Origin of the sequence: Paraniabella ginsengisoli (assembly GCF_022513635.1) — a bacterium.
GTDB lineage: Bacteria > Bacteroidota > Bacteroidia > Chitinophagales > Chitinophagaceae > Niabella > Niabella ginsengisoli.
In genome coordinates this window covers 1392454-1411538 of record NZ_JAKWBL010000001.1, presented here as the reverse complement: position 1 = coordinate 1411538, position 19085 = coordinate 1392454, and the positions used below count along the sequence as shown (strand labels likewise).

16 protein-coding genes and 2 pseudogenes are annotated in these 19085 nt (G+C 38.2%); all 18 read right to left on the bottom strand.

Annotated elements, in window-relative coordinates; all coding sequences use genetic code 11:
- Nucleotides 1–31: 31 nt before the first annotated feature.
- Nucleotides 32–1579 (bottom strand): sodium:solute symporter family protein, encoded by a 1548-nt coding sequence (locus MKP09_RS07865; protein ID WP_240827185.1) that lies wholly within the window; start codon nucleotides 1577–1579, stop codon nucleotides 32–34.
- A gap of 103 nt (nucleotides 1580–1682) precedes the next feature.
- A pseudogene (locus tag MKP09_RS07860) lies at nucleotides 1683–2767 on the bottom strand (four-carbon acid sugar kinase family protein).
- 57 nt (nucleotides 2768–2824) lie between these two features.
- Nucleotides 2825–3726, bottom strand: a pseudogene (pdxA, locus tag MKP09_RS07855) (4-hydroxythreonine-4-phosphate dehydrogenase PdxA).
- 250 nt (nucleotides 3727–3976) lie between these two features.
- Entirely contained in the window at nucleotides 3977–4762 is a 786-nt protein-coding gene (locus MKP09_RS07850) for a dihydrodipicolinate synthase family protein (protein WP_240827184.1), read from the bottom strand.
- Between the two features lie 71 nt (nucleotides 4763–4833).
- Entirely contained in the window at nucleotides 4834–5991 is a 1158-nt protein-coding gene (locus MKP09_RS07845) for an iron-containing alcohol dehydrogenase (protein ID WP_240827183.1), read from the bottom strand.
- Between the two features lie 40 nt (nucleotides 5992–6031).
- Nucleotides 6032–6985 carry a dihydrodipicolinate synthase family protein gene (locus MKP09_RS07840; protein ID WP_240827182.1) on the bottom strand — a complete coding sequence of 318 codons (954 nt, stop codon included), beginning with the start codon at nucleotides 6983–6985 and terminating at the stop codon, nucleotides 6032–6034.
- A 213-nt stretch (nucleotides 6986–7198) separates the two neighbouring features.
- The gene (locus MKP09_RS07835) at nucleotides 7199–8308 is read right to left on the bottom strand and encodes a TonB-dependent receptor plug domain-containing protein (protein WP_240827181.1); all 1110 of its coding nucleotides are present in this window, start codon (nucleotides 8306–8308) and stop codon (nucleotides 7199–7201) included.
- Nucleotides 8305–9372 carry a TonB-dependent receptor gene (locus MKP09_RS07830; RefSeq protein ID WP_240827180.1) on the bottom strand — a complete coding sequence of 356 codons (1068 nt, stop codon included), beginning with the start codon at nucleotides 9370–9372 and terminating at the stop codon, nucleotides 8305–8307. The genes MKP09_RS07835 and MKP09_RS07830 overlap by 4 nt, the downstream gene beginning before the upstream one ends.
- A 257-nt stretch (nucleotides 9373–9629) precedes the next feature.
- Complete coding sequence (locus tag MKP09_RS27970) at nucleotides 9630–9956, bottom strand: DUF6660 family protein (RefSeq protein WP_394801010.1); 327 nt, start codon at nucleotides 9954–9956, stop codon at nucleotides 9630–9632.
- Nucleotides 9957–10020: 64 nt separating this feature from the next.
- Nucleotides 10021–10494, bottom strand: coding sequence for a fumarylacetoacetate hydrolase family protein (locus tag MKP09_RS07825; RefSeq protein ID WP_240827179.1), 474 nt, complete (start codon nucleotides 10492–10494; stop codon nucleotides 10021–10023).
- Entirely contained in the window at nucleotides 10440–10859 is a 420-nt protein-coding gene (locus MKP09_RS07820; RefSeq protein ID WP_240827178.1) for a hypothetical protein, read from the bottom strand. Before MKP09_RS07820 ends, MKP09_RS07825 begins: the two co-directional genes overlap by 55 nt.
- A complete protein-coding gene (locus MKP09_RS07815) occupies nucleotides 10846–12360 on the bottom strand; it encodes a sodium:solute symporter family protein (RefSeq protein WP_240827177.1) in 1515 nt (504 codons plus the stop codon). The genes MKP09_RS07820 and MKP09_RS07815 overlap by 14 nt, the downstream gene beginning before the upstream one ends.
- A 157-nt stretch (nucleotides 12361–12517) precedes the next feature.
- Nucleotides 12518–13639, bottom strand: coding sequence for a sialidase family protein (locus MKP09_RS07810; RefSeq protein WP_240827176.1), 1122 nt, complete (start codon nucleotides 13637–13639; stop codon nucleotides 12518–12520).
- Between the two features lie 133 nt (nucleotides 13640–13772).
- Nucleotides 13773–14264 (bottom strand): DUF3826 domain-containing protein, encoded by a 492-nt coding sequence (locus tag MKP09_RS07805; RefSeq protein WP_240829406.1) that lies wholly within the window; start codon nucleotides 14262–14264, stop codon nucleotides 13773–13775.
- The gene (locus MKP09_RS07800) at nucleotides 14213–14422 is read right to left on the bottom strand and encodes a hypothetical protein (protein ID WP_240827175.1); all 210 of its coding nucleotides are present in this window, start codon (nucleotides 14420–14422) and stop codon (nucleotides 14213–14215) included. The genes MKP09_RS07805 and MKP09_RS07800 overlap by 52 nt, the downstream gene beginning before the upstream one ends.
- An 8-nt stretch (nucleotides 14423–14430) precedes the next feature.
- Entirely contained in the window at nucleotides 14431–16566 is a 2136-nt protein-coding gene (locus MKP09_RS07795) for an alpha-L-rhamnosidase (RefSeq protein WP_240827174.1), read from the bottom strand.
- 73 nt (nucleotides 16567–16639) lie between these two features.
- Complete coding sequence (locus tag MKP09_RS07790) at nucleotides 16640–17170, bottom strand: glycoside hydrolase family 78 protein (protein WP_240827173.1); 531 nt, start codon at nucleotides 17168–17170, stop codon at nucleotides 16640–16642.
- Nucleotides 17157–19085, bottom strand: coding sequence for a glycoside hydrolase family 2 TIM barrel-domain containing protein (locus MKP09_RS07785; RefSeq protein ID WP_240827172.1), 1929 nt, complete (start codon nucleotides 19083–19085; stop codon nucleotides 17157–17159). Before MKP09_RS07785 ends, MKP09_RS07790 begins: the two co-directional genes overlap by 14 nt.

The window sequence follows — 19085 nt, the reverse complement described above, 5'->3', positions numbered from 1 at the left end:
ATATTCTAAAGCTGGGCTCATAATTCATTTTTTAATTTTCCGAATGTCTGTTCTTTTTCCAATTGCTATATAAAAGATTAGGCTCGATCACCGGCTTAGGAAAAAAGAGGCTGGCAATGTAACCTACAATGATGACAACAAAATGACTGTACACACCTAACATCAACTTGTCGTGTGTAAAGTTATATTTACCCAGATCCAGCAAGAGCTTTGGATTTTCAAGACCGATGGGCGTTGAAGTAAGAAAGGCATAAGATGTAAACACAATGCAAGTAATGATTCCAATATTGACGCCTTGCCGGTTGGCGCGGGCGCTGAATAAGCCAAGTAAGAAGACACCCACGATGCCACCCGAAAAGATGGCATAAACGGTGAAAATAATTCCCAATACGCCCTCATCGCCTGATAAAATATATAAAGCACCGATGCCGATAGCGAGCAATCCAGATATTATAACAAAGAGTTTACTTGCAGCAAGATATTGTTTATCCGATTTTCCTGGTGCTAATTTTTTATAGTAATCTTCAACACCAACTGCAGCCAACGAGTTCAAATCCGCGCTCAGACTGCATATTGCTGCTGACAGAAGTGCCGCAATGATAAAACCAATAACACCGGTTGGTAATTGCGTCATGATAAAATGCGGAAATGCGGCTTCTGCCTTCATACCATCTGGCGCGCCATTTTGTTTGTAGTAAACGAAAAGCGCGGTACCGATTAACATAAACATTGTCCAGATAGGAACGGTGAGGGAAATTCCTAAAAAGGAAGCTTTAATTGCATCTTTATCTGATTTGGCTGTTAAGTAACGCTGTACTACAGTTTGATCAGTTGCATATTTTTGAACGGCGTAAAACGCGCCATTGATGATCATTACAATTAAAGTGAGTTGCTTAAAGCTAAAATCATAAGGCCCAAATCCGGTGCGGTTATTTTCTGTAGCGATCCTTATTGCTTCTGGAATGCCACCTTTAATTGAACTTAGGATTACAGTTAAGCAAACGATTCCACTGAAAAATAACATGAAGCCTTGAAATACATCGAGCCAGATAACTGCCTGTATACCGCCTTTAAGATTAACAATGATGAGGATGATACCTACTATCGCCAAAACAATGAAGGGGCTCACATCTATCATTTCTCTTATTGCAACGGCCACTAAAAATAATACGGTGCCCATGCCTGCAAACTGACGTATGACAAAGGATAGTGAACTATAATATCGCGCAAAACTCCCGAACCGCTTTTCAAAGTATTCGTAAGTACTAAGTCCTATTGACTTTCGGAACAGCGGAACGATAAACCAGATACATCCCAAAAGTACTACCGGAACCATCAATCCCTGCACCAGTAATATCCAGTTACTAGCATAGCCTTGCGCAGGATATCCTAAAAAAGTAACACTACTAATGAGTGTGGCCAGCAAAGACAAGCCAAGCGCCCAAGATGGAATATTACCTTTTGAAAGAAAAAAGTTTTGTGTTGATGTTTGTTTTTTGGAAAACCGGAAACCCAAAAAAACAGTTATCCCTAATACAAGTATAATTATGGCAAAGTCTATAAAATGCAATCGGCTCATACTATATTTTTTAGGTCTCACCCCAGCCCTCTCCAAAGGAGAAGGAAGAAAAGACCCTGATTACAGGAGGCTTTTTTACTTTTGAATATGATTTATCAGCATACTAAACATCCTGGTGCAATTTATATTGCACTTTAAAATAGTGAGGCAGTTCATAACTACCGGGCTTTACGGTTACCATAAAGTTTTCTGCTTTCATTTGTACTACACCACGCTGCCATTCATATACAGGCTCGAAACAATTAAGGCCAAAAGCCTGAAAAACCGAAGTTGCCGTTGCACCACCTTCGATAAGTACTTCACGTATACCAAATTGATCGATCACCTTCTTAACGTAAGCAGCCATTTTTACTCTTAATTCTGCAGCTGTAAACTCACTATTATTTACTGTTTCATCAAATGCTATGATCAACTGTTGATGATCTTTTAAAATAGCGCCTACTTTATTTAACCAGGCTGCTTCATCATTGCCTCTCAGTATATCCGCTGTAATGAAAGCAGTATAGCTGCTCCCAAAATATTTAATAAGATCCCGGCTTTTTGTAAATGAGGTACCGCTCACATATAGGTGAGGCTTTTGCAACTGAGGTTCGTCCGTGTCGTTTTGTTTGTTATATTGTTTTTTAAGAAGGGCATCAAAAAAATCTCCTGATCCAGCTGGTAAGCAATTACCATTTACCTGCCCAGCCCAAAACAGTACATCTTCCAAAAACTCCATTTCGCCAATGTTCAACCCCTCATCAATGCTGCCGCTTTTGCTGACAATTTTACTATTCTCATGTTTGAACATTTCATGTATGTCTGAAGTGGTTATGGCAAACTCAGGATCATTAGCAAAAGCTGTTTTAGAGATAGGAATTCCATCAACAAAATATTGTCCGTCAACAATCGTTCTTCCTAATGATGGATTAGCAGGCAGTATAAGCGCTTTTTTTAAGCCTAATACTTCAAGTTGCGTTTGCACTTCATCTGCAACATAACCACGAAGCACAGAATCAATTTTTTTATAGATCAATTGCGGATTTAATTTTTGTGCGTGGACAGTCATTTGCTTTACAATGTTCAATGCCTGCTCTTTTTCATAGATCGGCTTTCTGTCGAAACGATCAATACATCCGCATTTGTGTCCACCAATCCATCAATACATAGCGATACTTTTAAGCCATAACCAAGGCTTATTCCTGCCATTTCCGCAGCTCCAGTAAAATCATCCGCAATAACGATAATCATATATGGCAGGTAAAGTTAGTTTTCTTTATTGTTGCTCAGCTGTACTGCACTTTCAATTGCTAAAACCATTGCATCTGGACTGGCAATACCTTTACCAGCTATTTCAAAAGCAGTACCATGATCAACTGATGTGCGTATTATGGGTAAGCCCAGTGTTATGTTTACACCTTTTACACTTTCCATTTGCTGCTTTTCAGCATCCCATTTAAAGCCTGCTAATTTAAAAGGTATATGTCCCTGATCGTGATACATAGCTACTACTCCACCATAAGCCCCCATAGCTGCTTTTGCAAACATAGTATCTGGAGGAACCGGTCCTTCAATATCATAACCGCGATTTCGCGCTTCTTCCACAGCCGGTAAAATTTCCTGGTCATCTTCTGTACCAAATAAGCCACTATCTCCTGCATGTGGATTGAGACCCGCAACTCCAATCTTTAAGTTAGTCTTGCCAAGACTCGTTAACCCTTTACGTAAAAGTTCAATCACTTCCAGTATACGATCTTTTTTACTAAATCACATGCCTGGCGTAAAGAAACGTGTGTACTAACATGTATTACATTAATATTATCTTCTACTAAAAGCATGGCATACTTCTTCGTATTGGTATAATGTGCATAAATCTCTGTATGACCAGCAAAATGATGCCCTGCTTCGTTTATCGATTTTTTATTGATGGGGCCAGTAACTGTTGCGTCTACTTCTCCGGCCAGTGCTAATTGAATTACTTTCTCAACAGAACGGAAGCTGGCTTCACCACACATAGCATTTATTTTTCCATACTCCAGTTTGGAGGTATCAACATTTTTCAAATCGATCACATCAATAACGCCTAATTGGAAACCAGCATCAGCTGGCTTTTCTATGCGATTCACTTTAACTTCTAATCCTGTTTCAGCTATTATCTTTTCAAACACATCGGCATCACCTGCTATAAGTGGCCTGCATATTTCATATATTTTTTTTCCTTTAAAGCTTTTACGGCAATCTCCGGGCCTATACTTGCCGGATCTCCCATTGTTATTGCTATTATTGGTAAGGGTTTCATTTATGTAAGTTTAATATCTTTTAAAGATGCTTTTAGTAAGGCTGTCTGGTTTTCATCCTGCGGTTGTAAAGGCGGCATTACGATGGGTTGACAAAGATCGCGTTCATGCATTAAAACTTTTAATGCCCAAAGGCTTTCTCTAATGTACGACCGGACTGATACAAATTGCCTCCGGCATCGCTCTGAGCCTGCATTTCATAAGCCAGGTCGTTATTACCATCTTCTACTGCCTGTAACATTTTTTCATATATACCAGGAAATATATTTCCTGTGCTTGGGATTAAACCATCACTTCCGTTGAAAAGCGCGTCTGCCGATTTGGCTGCCCATCCAAGGAAATGTCCAAAGTCTTCCCTGTCTTTCCACAACTTTAGAGATTCCTGAAGCCTTTCTTCACTACGCTCAGAATCTTTTGTTGCAATAATATTGGGATGATGACTTAACGATTCAATAATAGACAAAGGTATACTCATGTGCGTGGTTGCTGGAATATTATAAATGATCAGAGGAATGGGAATCTCCTCAGCCAATCGCTCAAAATATTTTTTCATCTGGCTTTCCGAAAGCGCGTAATAAGAAGGCAATGTGGCAGCAACGGCATCTACCTCATTATCAGCACAAAATTTTGCAAGATCAATCGACTCGGAAATTACATTCGAAGATATCCCGGCATATAAAACCGATTCGGCCTTTTTATATTTTGCGGCAGCTTTTACATAATCCTGCTTATGCTTCAAGGAAAGAGAAGCTGATTCACCAGTAGTGCCTAAAATAAAAGGAGATGCATTATGCTGATAAAAATTATTAAACATTTTCTCAACCGCAGTAGGATCTATCTCAAAGCCAGATGTGAGCGGCGTTACAGCGGGAACAATAATACCTTTAAATTTTTTATTCGAATCCATTTCTTAGTTTGATGATTAATATGCTTCAGTTGAAACCTCACAACCCTCTCCTAAAGGAGAGGGAGTAAATACTAACCCATAGCCGCTTTATATATATTTACTGCATCCTGTTCTGCTATTTCCCTGGGATTATTTTTCAACAACCTTTGTACTTTCATCGCATCGACAGCCATTTGGGGAATAGCATCTTCGGATACATTTACTTCTTTCAATGTTTGGGGAATGCCACATGCTTTGATAATATCTTTAATTTTTTCAACACCTTTCGTTGCAGTGGCAAGATCATCGGACTGACGCTCACAACCCACCGCCATAGCCACTTCCGCATACTTTTTGGGATCAGCCGGAATATTATATTCCATTATATATGGCAACAATAGTGCATTAGAGAGGCCATGCGCAAGATGAAACATACTGCCCAGCGGATAGGACAATGCATGAACACCTGCCGTATTTACAGGCCCTAAACAAAAGCCGCCTAATAAACTTCCCATTGCTACTTTCTCCCGCGCTTCAATATTTTTTCCATCCTTAACGGCTGTTTCTATGTAAGCTGCAATCAGCTTCATACCTTCATAAGCCATCATATCAATAAATGGTTGCGCAAACTTATTTGTGTACGCTTCCATACAATGTGTTAAAGCGTCAATACCCGTTGCAGCTGTAATAGCAGGCGGCACAGAAACTGTCAATATCGGATCAACATATACGATATCCGGAACTAAATAAGGGCTTATAATTCCTTTTTTCTGACTATCTGCATCATCCACTAATATTGCATTTGGAGAAGCTTCGCTACCGGTGCCAGAGGTTGCAGGTACGCAAATCAACTTTTTCTTTCGCCCATTTAATAAACCAATGCCCACATAGTCACGAAGCTGTTGATCGTTCTCAACCTGTGCAGCTACCAGTTTAGAGATATCTAATACACTACCGCCGCCAATACCGATCACAACGTCAGGATTAAACGGCTGTACCATTTCCATCAACTTTTCAAAATCGCTGAAGGTTGGTTCCTGAACGATGCTGGTATCAACCTGCGCTTCAATTTCTTTATCCCGTAACTGACTGATAAAAATATCAACTACATTTTTCAATGGTTCGATAGTAGCTATAAAAACTTTTTTGGCGCCGAGAGATTGAACTTCTTCGGCCAACTGATCCATACATCCATTAGCAAAAACCAATTTGCCGGGGAAAAATATTTTTAGATTATTCGTAAGTTCCACTTGTTACAATTGTTCTTTTTCTTATTAAGTAAAAATATCTTTATGCGAGACTATTAATAGAAACAGGTTCTATATTCAGCCTTGCACACCAGCCCAGAAATTTATCATGTAATAAATCGACTTCTTTCTTTTGTTCGGGCGTCAGATGTAAAGCATAAGCACGGCTGATCGTTCTTACCGGCAAACCTCTTTTTTGTAAGAAATATTTAGCGCTCATCGGGTAAGCAATATGAATCATTGGGTCAACAGCCGTAAGCTCCTGTTGCAGCCATTTTACATCTGCTTGCTTATCCGGATTATTGGCATTTTCTACCATCCATACCAATACTTCAGGATAAAAATTACCGGAAATGGACGACATACCGATTGCTCCATGCTGCATACTGAACATCGCATTAGGCGTGTGGGCGTCGTAGAACTCAAGCCTGTTGGGCACTTGCTTTAGGATATCTAATTTTGCTGCAACATTTTCGTGAGTAATGGAAGTATCTTTATGATAGATCAATCGATCCGCCTGCAACAATTGCTTAAAGACATCAGGACTGATAATGCGCTTGTACGGTGCAGGACATTCGTACATTCCCAAAGGAATATTGCCTGTAAGCGAAAACATTTTCTCAAAGTTTTGTAATAGCACATCATCGCTATCTTCCACTTTTGCAAAGTGACCCGTAATTAAGATAACAGCGTCAACTCCTGTATCATAAATACGTTTTGTAAAATCTGCTTTATCCTCAATAGTTAAACCGAAAGAGCCTGTAGCTACAATGGGTGCACGACCATTTACATAATTCACAATATGCTTGGTTAGTTGTAACCTTTCAGCTTCGCTGATACTGAACATTTCACTGCTAAGGCAATTGGCAAAAATACCTTTTACACCAGCTTGTAAGTAGAAGTCAATCAACCTGTTTACTGCATCAAAGTCAATGTTGGCTTTCAGATCAAAAGGCGTGATCATTACAGGAACAAATTTTCCGGCAATCGTTTGCATTATTTTTTGCGTTAAAGTTGATTTTTTTCGTGGTAAATCGATGTAGGAAAAAATTATTGTGATGGATTATTTTGTTATGTTGATTATCACAAATGCACGAGTGCATTTGTGGCGATAAATGCGCGGCAGATAGAGGTGGTCAACTAAATAATAAAGCCAAGAATGCACTAATAAGGTGTGTTTCTATTCGTGCATTCGTGGCTATCTAAAAACTTAAAGTTTAATTTTTATACCTCCGTTAATTACGCGGCCTTCGGTATGGTTCCAGATATCATCAAAGGTTGGATTATCCGGCGAGCCATTTACAACACGCTTGTAATTACTCTGGCGTTCGTCAGTAAAATTTTCAAAATTTAGAAATACAGAAATTTTTCCAAAAGTCTTCTGCGCCATAAAACCAAATTCCCAGAAGGAAGGCGTTTTAGTTCCGTTATACAAATATTGCGTTCCGGTATGATAACCTTCTAATCCAAATTTAAAATTATCTTCCTTTTCGTACATCAGGACTGTATTTATTTTATGACGTGGCATAAGTGGCAATATCTGATTTTGCTGAAGATAAGTAGCGCGTGCATCAGTAAAAGTGTATCCTGCAAATAGCTTCAGGTCTTCTTTAAAAATGAGTTTCAAATTCGTTTCAAAGCCCCGGCTGGTAATGGGTTTGCCAGCGTTAGCAAATGAATAACTCCCTTCAGATAATTGTTCTAAAACGAGCGGCTTATTAATATTGGTCAGGAAAAACATTTGATTAAAGCTTAAAGAAAAATCTTCCCCCATTTTTGTTTTATAATTTACGTCGGCAGTAGCGCCAATACTTTTTTCGGCTGTTACATTATCCAGCGCCCAAAGATTTTGATACTGCATACCTTCTGTACGTTCAGTAAAAATGGTCGGTATTTTATACCCCAAACCACCGCCAATCCGCGAACTTAATTTATTAGAAAATTTGAACAATGCTGAAATCCTTGGAAGCAAAAAAGTCTGACTTTTATTGAAATTAATATTTCGATAATTCACATGATCGGCACGCAATCCGGTTTCCAATTTCACTAAATCGCTTACATCCCATGTATCTTGAAAATACAAGCCTGCCGTGGTTGAACGGTTATTGTAGTTGTTCGTCAGTTCTTGTTTGAACTGATCGTAAATAAAATTAGCACCGCCAATCATGGTATGATCAGGAATATAAAATAAATAAGAAAGATCTGTAAAGCTGTTGATATTCTTTCCAGAGAATTGATAGTTGGGTATTTCAATATCGCGGTTAAAAAATGTCAGGCTTTGCTTTAGTTTAAAATTGCTTTCATCTGCAAAATTTTTCAATAACTCAAGCGTGCTGGTATTTCTAAGTGTTTTATTTTTTCATAATAAACATGTCCATCTTTCTTTTCTTCTTTAATTACATGAATGTCGCCACCGATGTTGTTGCTCGATGTTAAGCTATTGCCCAAAGTAATCGTTGTTGATTCATTGGGATAAAAAAACAATCTTGGATTAATGGTGAAATTGTTGTTTTTAGGAAGTTCGGAAAAATCGTCTTTATCAACATCATAAGGCCTTTGCAAATTCAATAAGCCCAATACAGCATAGCCCATTTTTTTACCTCGCTGCGAAAAATAACCACCAATATTTGTTTGTCCAATGTTAGACTGGTTCAACATAATATCTCCTTCAAAATCATCGCCGGGCATTTTGCTGATAAAGTTCACTACGCCGGCAATAGCACCTCCTCCATACAACGTAGATGCCGGGCCTTTAATCACTTCCACTTGCTTCAGATCCAAAGGCGGTATTTCAAGGATGCTTAATCCGTTGGCAAAATTTCCAAAATTGGCATAGCCATCTTTTAATAATTGAGTGTATCGCCCATCAAGGCCTTGTATGCGAAGGCTTGCATTGGCGCTGGTTGCAGAGGTTTGCTGAACCTGTATGCCGGTACTTTCATGCAATAGCATAGAAACATTTGCAGGACGCATATTATTTTTTTCATCGAGTTCTTCACCATCAATAATCTCCACGCGCGTCGGCGTATTAGAAATCGTTCGACTGGTACGTGTACTTTGAACAATTACTTCATCCAGTTCCTCTTCTTCGGGTTTCATTATAATCAATATTGGATCGGTATTGTTTAGTGGAATATTGATTGTATCTGTTTTTGTAATAAACCCGACATAACTCCATGTGACTGAGAATTTCCCAGAAGATAAATTATTTATTTCTGCGTAGCCATTTTCATCGGTAATGACATTTCCTATTTCTGATATAGTAACAGTTACTCCTTTCAGAGGATTTTCCTGTTTGTCTTTTACAATAGTTTTAAAAATATGCTGTCCATATATTGTCTGCGTGCTAATGATAGCAAGCAACAACATTAAAATGTTTTTCATTCTTAATTAAAAATTTTCGAATTAATACGTTAATTATTTTTTGCCCAAACAATGAATAAATGGGATCAGTCTTGCGTCGCACAGCGTCAACTGCAGAATATAACTGATCCTGCATATTCGACGATATTATCTGAACCATGATTTGTTGGATTATAAGATTAGGAGGATCATTAATGCACGATATGAGATGTACGATATGCGTGCATGTTATCAAGCAAGACCGTCATCTGTCATCTAACATCTGTCATCTCTAAATCTTAACAAGAGGCTTTCGGCGGTTGCCAGATATTGCCCCAAAAGTCAGTAGGCAATAAGATGTTTTTATAGGGAGCGTATATTTTATCAGTGTAACTGATTCGTGGTAAGGAAAGTTTCTGAAGCTGAAAATTATTTGAAACAATATGAAAACAACAAGCACAATTGCAAACGGGGCTACAGTTTTCCTCAGCATCTTCATCGCTATGCGTATCAGATGAAGCTGTTATCTGATTGTAGTTCTTTTCATCACATCCAGAAGTACCCGCCAATCCTGCCATAGGTAAGATTAACAGGTAAAAAGCGAATATGTATATGAAAAACTTCACGGTGCGAAACTAATTCTTTCAAACAAAGCTATCAAAAATATTACTGTAACAATATTGCAAAACCTTAGTCAACAATATTATGAAGTGTACCAATGCCTTCAATAGCTATGGCAATCTCATCTTCCCGGTTTAACGTAAAAGTATCATCGGGTACGAGACAGGTACCCGTCATTAAGAATGCGCCTTGAGGAAAACTGTATTCTTTGTAGAGAAAACTCACCAATTCTTCATGTCCCCTCTTCATCTGATCGATAGTTGTTGATGCTTCATAAACACTCTTACCTTCTCTTTTAATTTCAATGGCAATTACTGTTGACGGTGCAATTTCATTTTCATCTTTAACAAGAATGCAAGGACCAATCGAAGCACTTCCGTCATATACTTTAGCCTGCGGCAAATACAATGGATTCTCTCCCTCGATACTACGGCTGCTCATATCATTGCCAATTGCATAGCCAATAATTTCTCCTGATTTATTCACTACTAAAACCAGTTCTGGTTCGGGTACATTCCAGCTACTATCTTGCCTGATGCGCACTTTGCCCCCGAAGCAATTACCCTATGAGCATTAGCTTTGAAAAATAATTCGGGGCGTTCGGCATCATATACTTTGTCGTAAAAAGTAGCGCCGCCACTTTCTTCACTTTCCTCCATGCGAGCTACCTTGCTACGTAAATAGGTAACACCTGCTGCCCAAACTTCCTGAGTTCCGATCGGAACACTAACCGTTTTGGACTTCGTCCAGCTATCGTTACCAGCAGATTCGATACTGTTTATCTTTTCAAGTAAATATTTGTATATAGATTTTTGATTGAGCAATTCATCCCAACTCAGATCTTCAATTACATAATAAGACCCGTTCTGCTCAACAGTTATTTTATTGTCCAGATTATACAATTTCATTAGTATTCTTTTTATTTCCTTTTAAAAAAGTAATCAAAACCCCGCTTAAAAATATCGCTAAAGTACCTACAACAATCACCATATTAATGTGAAGTGCAGACCTGAAGGATTCGTATTCGGCAGGCAATTTAGGTGAAAAAGTCAACCATAGAATAACTATTATTCCCACGATCACTGCAATTATTGCCTGTTTATTTTTTGTATTCTTACTCATAATACCGAGCAAAAATAGACCTAACATACCACCAGCAAAAATACCTGATAATTGCCACCAGACATCCAATACACTTTTTATACCAAGCATAGCAAGGCCAGTAGCTAAACCCATAACACCAAAAATAACAGTTGTAATGTAAAGCAATTTCAATTCTGCTTTTCCATGCAAATCTGGTTTAAAGTAACGTTGGTATATATCTTTTGTAAAAACAGTAGCACAGGCGTTCATGCCAGAACTAATCGTACTCATACCGGCAGAAAGGATAGCAGCAATGATCAAACCTAAAAACACTTTAGGAATTTTATACACCATAAAATGCGGCATCACCTTGTCTCCGTAGTCGGAAGGTTGCAAAGTAACGGCCAAATCATTAATCTGTTGCGTAGAAGCGCCAATACCTAAACGTTCTGTAGCAACGGCATGTTTTAAACCTTCCGTAAGTTCCGGATGCAATTGATAATAAGAAAATAAAGCAGAACCAATAATGAAAAATAGTAAGGATGCGGGAACATACATTGCTACACAAAGCCAGATAGACTTCTTGGCCTGCTTCGTATCTGTAGCCGTGTGATAACGCTGAACATAGTTCTGATCCATTCCAAAATTATTGAGATTGATAAAGAAACCATATAACAGCACTACCCAAAATCCGGATTGAGTAAAATCCATATCCATCGTGCCAAGGCTAAATTTATGATCCGCTTTTCCAATTTCATAAGCTTTTTCAATACCACCAGGAATTTCGCGCAATACCAAATATAAAATCAATAAGGCGCCAAGTGTTTTTAAAATACCCTGAACTACTTCCGTCCAAATGACGGCTTCCATCCCTCCCATTACAGTATAAACAATAATACAGATGCCCATAACAATCATAATAGAAGCCATTGAAAAACCAAGCAAAGCCTGTAAACTCAACGCCATACCGAAAAACACAGAACCCATTCTTGCAAACTGTGTTAATACAAAACATACAACAGCATAAGTTCGCGCCCAAGGACCAAAGCGATTTTCAAGATGTGTGTAGGCAGAAACTTCACCAGTTCTTCTATAAAAAGGAACAAAATATTTTGCCGCAAAAAAAGCAGCCGCGGGCATGGAAATGCTGAACACAAAAGCATTCCAGTTAGATCCGAAAGCTTTGCCGGGTACTCCTAAAAATGTATTGCTGCTTAAGAAAGTAGCATAAATAGACAAGCCAATTGCCCAGCCGGGAATACGACCAGAAGCTTTTGTAAACTGATCTGCATTTTTATTTTTTTGGAAAAATAAAATCCTATCCAAACCATACCGATCAGGTACAGAACTATTATAACCAAATCAATTACCGGAATACTTTTCACGTTTACTTTTTTATGACAAGCTATTTATTTATGGCATCGCAATTGCTACGCTCAGTTCATCGTTCCGATTATGTGGCATCCTACATATTCGGATAAAATCAATCATCAGTAACCACACCTTTCTTCGCTGCTACTTTTCCAGGCCACTGCTGATTTTTAATTTCAGTAAGTTTCAATTTAGACGGATCGATTTTTACATATTTTATTTTCTGCCTTCTCCAGGTGTAAACTACATGCACCATCCCGTCTTTACTTTGTATTACCGAAGGATAAGAATATTGGCTAATCGGAGAATCTTCCAACACCAAAGCGGCATACCACTTTTTACCATTTTTAGAAAGAGAAATATTTAATGGCGTGCGTGGCCCTTTACCCCTAACCCAACTAGTATCAGGTAATACATGATTGTACACTAATACTTGCCTGCCGTCTTTCAATGTAACAGCGTCCGTACCGGAGTTATTATTAGGTAAATCAAGCGCAGACATTTCAGACCAGGTTTTACCACCATCTTTACTCCAGCTTTGATAAATAAACGTATTGCGTGTACGGCCTAGTGTTTGCAGATCTCCGTTTTTGTATTTTAGTATAGAAGGCTGGATGGCTAAGATTTTCTTACCATCATTTATTGGCGCAGATTTAGTCCATGTTTTTCCCCAATCTTTAGTATATTCAAAATGTACACGCCAGCCATCTTTTTCGGTACTTGAAGGACAAACCAAAACGCCATTAATCAATTCTGGTTTATTTTTGATTGGCCCCAAATAGCCGTCTGGCAAAGCTTCGCGCTCACTCCAGGTATGTCCGTTATCTTTTGATCGTTTCATCCAACCGGTCCAGCCAGCAACGTTAGGGCCTATTTTATAAAACAATAACAGTTCGCCATTTGGCACTTGATACAAAACAGGATTATAACAGGCATATCGTAATGTATCATTTAATACGCCATCCGCAACCATTGCAGGCGCTGTCCATTTATCATTTTTTAAATGGCTTGTCCAAATACACACATCTTTATTTCCTTCTTTAGTTCCGCCAAACCAGGCAGCAACAATACCTTCAGGGGTTTCAACAATTGTAGCCGCATGTGATTGAGGAAAGGATGCTGTATCGAAAATAAATTCATCTACAAGAATTCCTTTTTCCCAACGATCTGTTTGCGCGTTAAGAGAAACAGCAAACAGTAATAAACAGAATATTAATGTATTAATTCGCATCATAACAATTTTTAAATCTACTTCTTAAATAACTATTCCAATTTGATAAATTATCACACAAAGAGCGCAAAGAATGATTCATATTCTTCGCAAACAAAGAACACAAAGTTTGCCTTCGGCAAAAAAATCATAGTCATTACTTTTTATTTTGTGTTGCTTTTTCGGCGTTTCTTTTATCAACATAATTTTTAAACAACTGGCGCCAACTGCGGCCATTATTATTTAAATATTGCTCGCACTTTGTTTTATAAATTTCAAATATTGCTGAAATCTCCTTCATGCTTTTATAGTCAATAGCTTGCTCACGTGCTTGTTTCAGGTTCTTTAAAATTTCTGCACGTTCTTTGTCTGTTAAATCAGGTACAATAGCTTCATACCCTTTCAACGTGAAGGCCACTTTTCCAATGGTGTATTTGTCCAGAATCATTTCTACTTGTTCCGGAGACAATTCTGCGTTCAATACATTCATTAAATTTTCATGAACAGTTTTCGGTTTTTGCGAACAATAGATCACTTCCCAATCCAAATTGCTGAAAGCATTGCCTGTTGCAGGGTTCACGCCTCCAGGATTTTCTGTTACAGGATGAGCATTGTGCCAATCCTTAACTGCTGTAAGATGATTGGTAATTGCCGCCTGAACTTTATCTTTTTCATAGCGTCCGATAATTTCAAATCAGCGACCCACTCTGCTGCTTTCTTTTGTTGTTCCTGATTATCCTGAGCTTTTAACTGAACAAATCCTAATAGAAATGCAATTGCGAATAAGGCTGTCTTTTTCTTTAACATAAATTGAATTAATTAGTAAACTGATAATGACCGCTGCCGATACGAAAAACAGCAACGCCTTTTTCATATTTAATAAAAGACACACCTTCTACTTCTTTTATATTTTTTTCTGATTCTTTAATTGAGTTTTCGTTAGTTGCTGGTAAGTGAATAATCGCCGAGCTATTGGCAGGTACATCAATAGTCCATTTTATCTCGCCATTGTTATTCGTCCATTCGCTGGCAATATTGCCATAAGCCGATTGATAATTAGCTTTAGCATTTTTTAAACCTGCGCTAAATGAAGGTTTCATTTCTATCTCTTTAAATGCAGCTTGAGCTGCTTTAATTCCACCCAAGTCTTCAAACATCCATATCAGCAGATCGCCTAATAACATAATATGGTTTTGAGAATTCATTTGCGGATTAGCTGTGTTTCCATTCCAAAGCTCCCAAATAGTGGTAGCGCCATTGGCGATCATATAACCCCAGCTTGGATAAGTATTATTTGATGCCAGCGTAAAAGCCGCGTCAGCTCTGTCATTTTCAGTTAGACCACGCATAAGCCATTGCGTTCCAATAACGCCGGTGCTGATATGCATTTTATCCTTTTCCAATCTTTTAATAATATTATCAAACACTAATTGTTTTTTATTATCAGGAACAATTTCAAAGTAAAGGGGTAATAAATTAGCAGTTACTGTACCATTATCATACATTCCTGTATTCTCATTAAAAAACTTTTTGTTGAATGCAGCCCTAACATTTTTACGAAGGCTTATAAATTCAGCAATATCTTTTGTTTGCCCTGAGAGGTTGGCAAACTTTTCCATAATCCCCAACAACCTGTAATAGTAGGCTGTTGCTAACAATTCACCATTGGTGGTTCGTGTACTATCCTGCGATTTAATCATTTTTAAATCTTCGGGAGGCACGCACCAGTCGCCATATTTATCTTTCGTTACAATATAATGCTGCATGTATTTGTTTTTCATATACATCATCCATTTTTTCATAGACGGATAATGTTTAATGATACTTCGCTCATCTCCAAATTGATGATGCAACATATCGGCAACTAAAATATAAGTGCCGGGCCAGGTTACATTATCACTATAATAATTCCAAAAAGCCGGTGCCACATCGGGTATAGCGCCTTCGGGCGTTTGTGATTGTTCTATATCATCTAACCATTTTGCATATAAAGATGCATTGTCAAAAAGAAAACTTTCGCCATAAGCGCCTTGCGCACGATCGCCAAGCCAGGGCTGTCGCTCATTGCGTTGCGGACAATCAACCGGCATTCCTTTATAATTAGAAGCAATGCCCCACCAAGCGTTCTTTATAATTTGATTAATCGTTTCGTTGGAAGTAGTTAGCTGGCCAGTGGTTTGCATTTGATCATAAACCAAATGCCCTTCAAAGTCAGAAACATCGGGTATTCCCGGCCATCCGGAAATTTCAACATATCGAAAACCATGATAAATAAAAGTGGGATGCCATATTTCTTCGCCTTCACCTTTTAATGTATAGACATCGGTAACTCTTGCATCGCGAAGATTAGCGACATATAACTCCCCGTTGGGTTGCAGGCTTTCAGCAAAACGCATTTTTATCTTATCTCCTTTCTTTCCTTTTACTTTGATTTGAATCCACCCGGAAAAATTCTGACCCATGTCAAGAATATAAACATCATCTTTAAGTTTATTTATGGACAGCGGTTTTATCTGCTGCATCACTTTCATGGGCTTATTCGGTTGAGGCGTAATTTTCCCTTCCGGTGCTGTAACAAGCTGCGGTTTTAACCAGTCATCATCTACATATCCTGTCGTCGACCAATTTCCCAATTCCTTAGTGGCATCATACTCTTCTCCGTCATATTCATTATTAGTTCGGATAGGTCCATCAGCTGTAAACTTCCATGTTTCATCGGATGTAATTGTTTGCTTAGAACCATCTTCATAAATAAGATCTAATTGAAAGAGCAATTTGGGAAACCCAAAATTGTTTATTTTATGAGGCTTATAATTTTGCCGCATCGTGAAGAAACGACCATTCCCTAAAATCACACCAATGGCGTTATCGCCTGTTGCAATATGTTCTGTAACATCAAATGTATTGCTCAGTACCGATTTCCGATAGTCTGTTGGTGCAGGCGCTAACACTTGGTCGCCGATCTTTTTCCGTTGATCTGTAGCTCATACATTCCAAGTCCTACAATATTTACAAAGGCTTTCTTTATTTTTTTGAGCTGGAAAATTCCTTTCTAAAATAGCGGGCAGATAAGCGCGACCATTGCGAAATACTATCCCAGGGAAAGGCTTTTTCATAACCGATCCACTGCGCTTTCCAATCAGACTTATTTATAAAACCCAATGTAAAAAACATGGGCTTGCTCCAAGCAATATCGCCCTTATTGGTATATACTTTTACCTTACAATAGTAGTAACGATTAGGATAAAGTTGGCTGCCTTTAAACGGAACGAGGATGGAATGATCTGTATTTATTTTTCCTGACGACCATACATCTCCCAGACTTTTTTCGATGTTGGTTTTTGAACTAGCAACAATTATTTCATAAGCTGTTTGTTCTACATTTCTTTTATCAGATGTGATTTGCCAGCTAAACCGTGGTTGCGAAGTAGCAATACCAATGGGATGAGACTGTTGCTCTACCAGTAAATTTTGTACTTGTACCTGCGCCTCCACTAAATAAGAAAACAACAACAATAACAATAGCGACAGTTTATATTTTTTATTTAGAAGCATAGCATTTATTTAATATTGGTATTGAAATTAAACCACAACACAATTTTGAGCGCGCGTGTTGGATCTTTTTCATAATCGTAAAAATATTATCCAACCCCATGGGGCCGGTTGTTTCTCTTGTTTGCGTGCGCGAACCAATTGATGGAATCGCATTCATAAAAGAAATATCGCCTGCCGGAAACCACGGTTCATAATTATGCCATTGATCTGTTTTCCACTTGGCAGAATAAAGACGCAAAAACAAATCTTCCGTTTCTGTAGCAACTGCAAAACTTTGTTTATCCGTATTAAAAAAACCTTCGTAAAAATTAGCATGGTATCCTTTAAACTCAGGATAGTTCCAGCTTTCGCCGGTTTCTGTATTGTTGTAATCTTTTTTCCATACACCAAATGATCCTCCTTTCAACCTGTTTTTCCAAACACGGTAAGGGCCACTGCCCATATAAGTAACCGATCGGATTTGATCTTCCGGTAAATCAAAATTGATGCCCAGCATTTTAGTATGAAGCGAATCAGGAAAATAATGAACGGTCAACTTCACCCAGCCATTACGATAAATAGTCCATTGCAACGTGTTGAAGCTTTTTATTTTATCATAAGTAGAACTAATGACTAAGTTTTTCTCATCATCGTATTTATAAGATATTCCAGAGAAATTAGTAGCCCCTTCCTGAACGATAGGGCCATTGGATAATGGAACGATTCCATTTTTATTACTTACTTTTTTTAGCAACCCATTTGTTTTATTAACTACCAGTTCAATGTCGTTTATTTTCACTACGAAACCTCCCTCCTGTTCAGAAATCTTTACATCATGTTTAGCTGAATTATTTTTAATTAGCTCTTCAGTCTTTTGTTTTGGCCTCTTGATAGGAAAACTCCAGGTAAACAATTCCTTTTGATATTGATCTTTTACAGTAACATATAAAACATCATAGTCTTTCCAATTTGTCGGCAAGTCTATTTGTATGGATCCTTTATTGTTTGGTAAAATATTCGGAGCAGTTATTAAACCCTCTATTTCTTTTTCATTGTTAAAATCAAAACGTTTTAACTTCCAAGTAAACGTGCAGGTATTTGTATTCGTAAATTGATATCTGTTTTCAATATTCAATCTTCCATCGAAAACTTCAGTAATTTCTTTCCGTTCAAAAAAGACAGGACTCCATATTTCTTTGATCGTGAAAAAGCTTCCTTCTTTTTCGTGATGCGGCCCAACAATTCCATCTGCACCGCGGCTTTTATCCGTATCTAACGAATCATTTTTATCTTTTCTTACAACAGCCTGATCTGCAAAATCCCAAAGAAAACCGCCAGCGCTTAACGGGTTACTCCACATATTTTTCCAGTAATCTTCCAAGCCTGCTCCATGACCGCCATCAAACCAACCATGCAGAAACTCAGTAGGCATCACTATTTCGGGGCCATTATCATAATTACCTACGCCATAATTGTATTGACGATAATGCTGTGTTTCAATGCCATTATGCAATTGCCAAGGGTGAATCACCACTCTGTTTTGCAAATCATATTTCGTAAATAATGGATCTAATTCAGGATTGCTGCCGCCTTCATTTCCATTAGCCCAAATAACAATGGAAGCATGGTTGCGGTCATGTTCTATCATTTCTTTTACACGCAAGCTTCCGGTTGGCGTATCATAATGGCCATGCCAGCCAGCCAGCTCATCAATTACATATAATCCCAAAGAATCACAAACATCAAGGAAATGACCGTCTGGCGGATAATGGCTCATCCGAACTGCATTCATATTCATCTCTTTAATCAGCAACACATCTTCCACGCTATTTTTATAACTGGTAGTTCTACCGCTTTCAGGTCTGAATGAATGCCGGTTCACACCTTTGAATTTCATCTTTACACCGTTGACATAAATACCATCGCGCTGCTTCAC

Coding starts and splice junctions, on each gene's coding strand:
- MKP09_RS07830 (WP_240827180.1), bottom strand. CDS start 9,372: ATGAAAAACATTTTAATGTTGTTGCTTGCTATCATTAGCACGCAGACA.
- MKP09_RS07850 (WP_240827184.1), bottom strand. CDS start 4,762: ATGGATTCGAATAAAAAATTTAAAGGTATTATTGTTCCCGCTGTAACG.
- MKP09_RS07790 (WP_240827173.1), bottom strand. CDS start 17,170: ATGCTTCTAAATAAAAAATATAAACTGTCGCTATTGTTATTGTTGTTG.
- MKP09_RS07800 (WP_240827175.1), bottom strand. CDS start 14,422: ATGTTAAAGAAAAAGACAGCCTTATTCGCAATTGCATTTCTATTAGGA.
- MKP09_RS07865 (WP_240827185.1), bottom strand. CDS start 1,579: ATGAGCCGATTGCATTTTATAGACTTTGCCATAATTATACTTGTATTA.
- MKP09_RS07820 (WP_240827178.1), bottom strand. CDS start 10,859: ATGAAATTGTATAATCTGGACAATAAAATAACTGTTGAGCAGAACGGG.
- MKP09_RS07840 (WP_240827182.1), bottom strand. CDS start 6,985: ATGCAAACGATTGCCGGAAAATTTGTTCCTGTAATGATCACGCCTTTT.
- MKP09_RS07810 (WP_240827176.1), bottom strand. CDS start 13,639: ATGATGCGAATTAATACATTAATATTCTGTTTATTACTGTTTGCTGTT.